Below are 3,782 nucleotides of genomic sequence, written 5' to 3' on the forward strand. Positions count from 1 at the left end.
TTTTTTCAAAATTCGCGAGAGACTGTTCAGCTTTTTTTTCCTGCGTTTAGATTTTCCTGAGCAATAAAACATAACGTGTTTGTATAAGATTAGTTGCGTTGTCTAAACACCTAATTTAACAAATAAAAACCGAATAGAAAATCCGCGAGGATTTTCGTAAGTAGGCTTGCACTAGCAATTAATTTTATACGGTGTTAGCCACAGTTTTTATTTTAGAAATATTCATCTTCAATTAATTCAGGGTAAATTGCTTTAATTGTCCAATGTAATTTTCCGTCTTGTTTTGGTTTTTTTATTTTATAGTCTTCTAACTTTTTTGCGATTGTTTTATTCTTATCAAATGAATTAATAATATTCCACATTCCATATTCTTTGAAAGCTTTATTTATTATTTCAAAATGCTGAGAATATGAATTAATTGCCATATCTGTTAATGAAATCCACTGATTTTCTTTATAACCTAAACCAACAATTTTATTCTTTTTAGCACTCTCTAATATGCAAAATACAGTTGGATTATTGAATAAATTAATAATACTATGTTTATTATATAATTTATTTGAAAGTTGGGAAAGTAAGATTATTTGATTGACTTCTTTTTGTTTTAGATTCAGGTTTTTAATGTGTATTTCGTCTTTTGTTTCAAAAATGTAATTCCTTTGAATTATTAATTTAAACAATAATAGTTTGTTTTCTAATAGCACATTCTCAAATAAATACTCTAGGATTGTTTTATTTTCAAACTTTTCGTTAACGTCAAATTCTATATAGTGACAGTCGAGCATAAAATGAATGAAATAAAAATGTTCATTTTTCGCTTTAAAAATCCATTGATGAATTTTAGACTTATTAATTATATTGTTTAAAAGAGTTAACTCAAATTCTTCTAAATCTTTAATACTTTTTGCTACATTATGATAAACAATAGTTTTTTTAATCCAATTATTTCGTAGTTCATCTACGATTTCTTTAACTTTAAGTTTTGCGTTATGCAGTTTTTTTATTTCTTCATTTTTTCTTTTTTCTTCCTTTTTTTTTCTTGCTAATATTTTTAGCTCTTTTGCAACTTCTTTTTGTTCTTTTTCTTTTTGTTTAATTTTTAATTTTAAGTCATAAAAGTACACTTGATATGAATCAGAAAATTTTAGTTGGCTTAAACTTATTGATTTTTCAGTCCAAGGTGTTAGTATTTTATTGTGGTTGTTGAGTGTTGCATATTTGTGTTTACAGATTAATCTAAAAACTTCTGTTTTTTCGTCAAGTTTAAAGAAGTTTTCAAACTTATTCAGATATTTAATATCTTTTTCCATTTGAGTCTGACCATTGACATCAAAATTATCTAATATCCATATCAAAAAAATTCCATTCCTTTTATAAAAATTATGTCTATTAAGTATATATCTCAGAGATAGTTTTGAGAGCTGTATTTCAAAAACAATCTTTTTTCCATTATATTCACAATATACATCGGGTTTCCTTTTTTCTCCATTTTCTATTATGAATTTGTTATCTATATAAATGGAATCGACTGTTTTAATTAAATCTAATTTTTTTCCGATTTCGTTTTTTAAATTCTTATGTCTTTCACTTTCTCTATTTGAATAATGTTCTTGTAGTTCGTTATTCTCTTCGTCAGTGAATTTTGAATTTTTAAAAATACAAGGGTTTGATTTTTTTTTATGTTTAAAGTGTAAAAAGTCTTTTTTACTTGAAGATATTTCTAATTCTTGTTTGCACTCACAACAAGAAAGTTCTAATTTATTTTCATTAAATTCTTTTCGTTTCTTAAAACCACCTTTGTATTCTTCGAATATTTCGTTTGCGTTAAGGACTTTTCCAGATATTTTTTCAAATGCGAATTGTATTGATCTTTTCGATTGCATTTTTTTGTAATTGTGGCTAACGTCTTTGTGCATGGTTTCGTTGCGTAAATATAGCTAAAAGTAAGCAAAGAAATACAACAACTTTGGGTCTGCGGATTTTTCCGAAGGAAAAATACGTAAGCAATGAATTATGCACGTTGTTGCCAAATGCGATTTTTTAGATTTAAGATTCCAAGGAATTTTCAGTCCAACAAAAATTCCGTTTTCAAGAGTGAGATTCTGCAAAGTAAATTCCGAATAAGTTTTGAGTCAACTTTTTTTACAAGATTTTAACTCCGCTATAATTTTCACGTTTTGTTTAGATTCCCATTTTTTTAAAAACAGTTTTACATTCACACGTTTTGCTGATATTCCCACGTTTGATATTTTTCAGATTTTAGAAAATTCCACATTTTTTAAACTCCGATTTTGTTAGATAAAAATTTCTTTCAGAAATTTTTTAGCGAGAGAATGTTCCAGTTTTTTTTTCGATTATTTTATAGAAAAAGTAGGAGTGAAGCATAAAATTTAAAGGACATAAGTCTGCGGAATTGACTTTCAGCGAGTTTTTGGCAACGTGTTTGTATAATAATAGTTGCGATTTTGTCAGCGAGGAAATTCAGAATGAATTTCAGAAGTTGACAAAATTGCAACTGCCTTTGGTTAAGTACTAAATTAGCAATTATTTTTATACGGTGTTGTAAATAGTGCTTTTTTTAATTAATAATTCAGTTTTTTTTTCATTTCATTCAAATTTTGTTTTCAAGAGTAAATTCCGCAAAGATTTTCAATTCCACAAGTAGCTAAATTCCAGTTTTTCATTCACACGTTTTGCTATGATTCCCACTTTTTGTGATTCCGAGTTTGAGTAGATTCCAACATTTTTCTTTTTCATTTTATTCAAAATTCAACGTTAGCGAGAGTCTGTTCAGCAATTTTTAAATTCCATTTTTAGAGCTTTTCAAAATTCACACGTTATGCTTAAATTCCACCATTTTTAAAACTCCAACTTTCACGAATTTGAGTGGATTCACGCATTATTTACAACGTTGTTGTATAAGAAAAGTTGCGTGTTTTAAACACTAAAGTTAGCAAATAAATCACAGATAGAAAGTCCGCGAGGACTTTCGTAAACTGGCTTTTACCAGCAATTTTTTTTATACGGTGTTAGCCACAGTATTTATTCTATTCCATTCGCTATATAAATTTCTCTTCCATATTTTGGTGTTACTATCTTAATTTCCTTTTTTAAACGATTTTGCAATGTTAATTTAATTCCTTTTTTATAAAATGTTTCATTTTCTCTCTTGTATACTTCTTTGTCATTTTCTCCACATTTTTCATATTCTTTTTTAGAAATTAGCTTTCCAGTGGACAAATTAAAATCATTTGTTTCCCATACATAACAATTCCTAAAAGATACTTCTGAGTAACCTACTAATTCAAATTTATTATTCTGAAATCTATATTTGTCAGTATAAGACCATTTCCAATTACTGCCTCCGAAAAAATGAATTTTTAAAATTCCGTTTTTTATTTCAATTCCTTCAAAAGGGTCTCCCCAAAATCCACCTTCTTCACTTTTTAAAACTGCATTTCTTGACTTTCTCCACTCAATCCATTCTCCAGATTTATTTTTCAAAATTTGAATTTCTCTAGTGTTTCCAAAATTTGTTTTCTCATTAGTTTCATAAACGATTACTTTTTCATCTATTCCATCTTTATCTAAATCTCCAATCTTTTCTGCAATAATTTCAAATTCACTTTTTTCTGACTTTTCTTGACCAAAGGTTAGTAAATTCAATAGTAATGTTATTTTCAGAATTGCAATTTTCATATTGTGGCCAACGTTTTGGTGTATTATTTGTTGCGTAAATTTAGCGAAAAAAAAGCTATTTAGACTAAAACTTTAGCGTTTCC

General features: G+C 27.2%; 2 protein-coding genes. Both read right to left on the reverse strand.

Annotated features, from left to right (window positions below; genetic code table 11):
• Positions 1–212: 212 nt before the first annotated feature.
• Positions 213–1,883: a DUF6035 family protein gene (locus ACW9UN_RS16825; protein WP_459487528.1), complete on the reverse strand. Its 1,671-nt coding sequence runs from the start codon at positions 1,881–1,883 to the stop codon at positions 213–215.
• 1,159 nt (positions 1,884–3,042) lie between these two features.
• Complete coding sequence (locus ACW9UN_RS16830; RefSeq protein ID WP_459487529.1) at positions 3,043–3,699, reverse strand: hypothetical protein; 657 nt, start codon at positions 3,697–3,699, stop codon at positions 3,043–3,045.
• Positions 3,700–3,782: the final 83 nt, after the last annotated feature.

The sequence above is a fragment of the Polaribacter litoreus genome, assembly GCF_054584775.1.

What these genes read in the sequence shown, in the direction of transcription:
- ACW9UN_RS16825 (WP_459487528.1), bottom strand. Translation starts at nt 1,883, where the DNA reads ATGCAATCGAAAAGATCAATACAATTCGCATTTGAAAAAATATCTGGA.
- ACW9UN_RS16830 (WP_459487529.1), bottom strand. Translation starts at nt 3,699, where the DNA reads ATGAAAATTGCAATTCTGAAAATAACATTACTATTGAATTTACTAACC.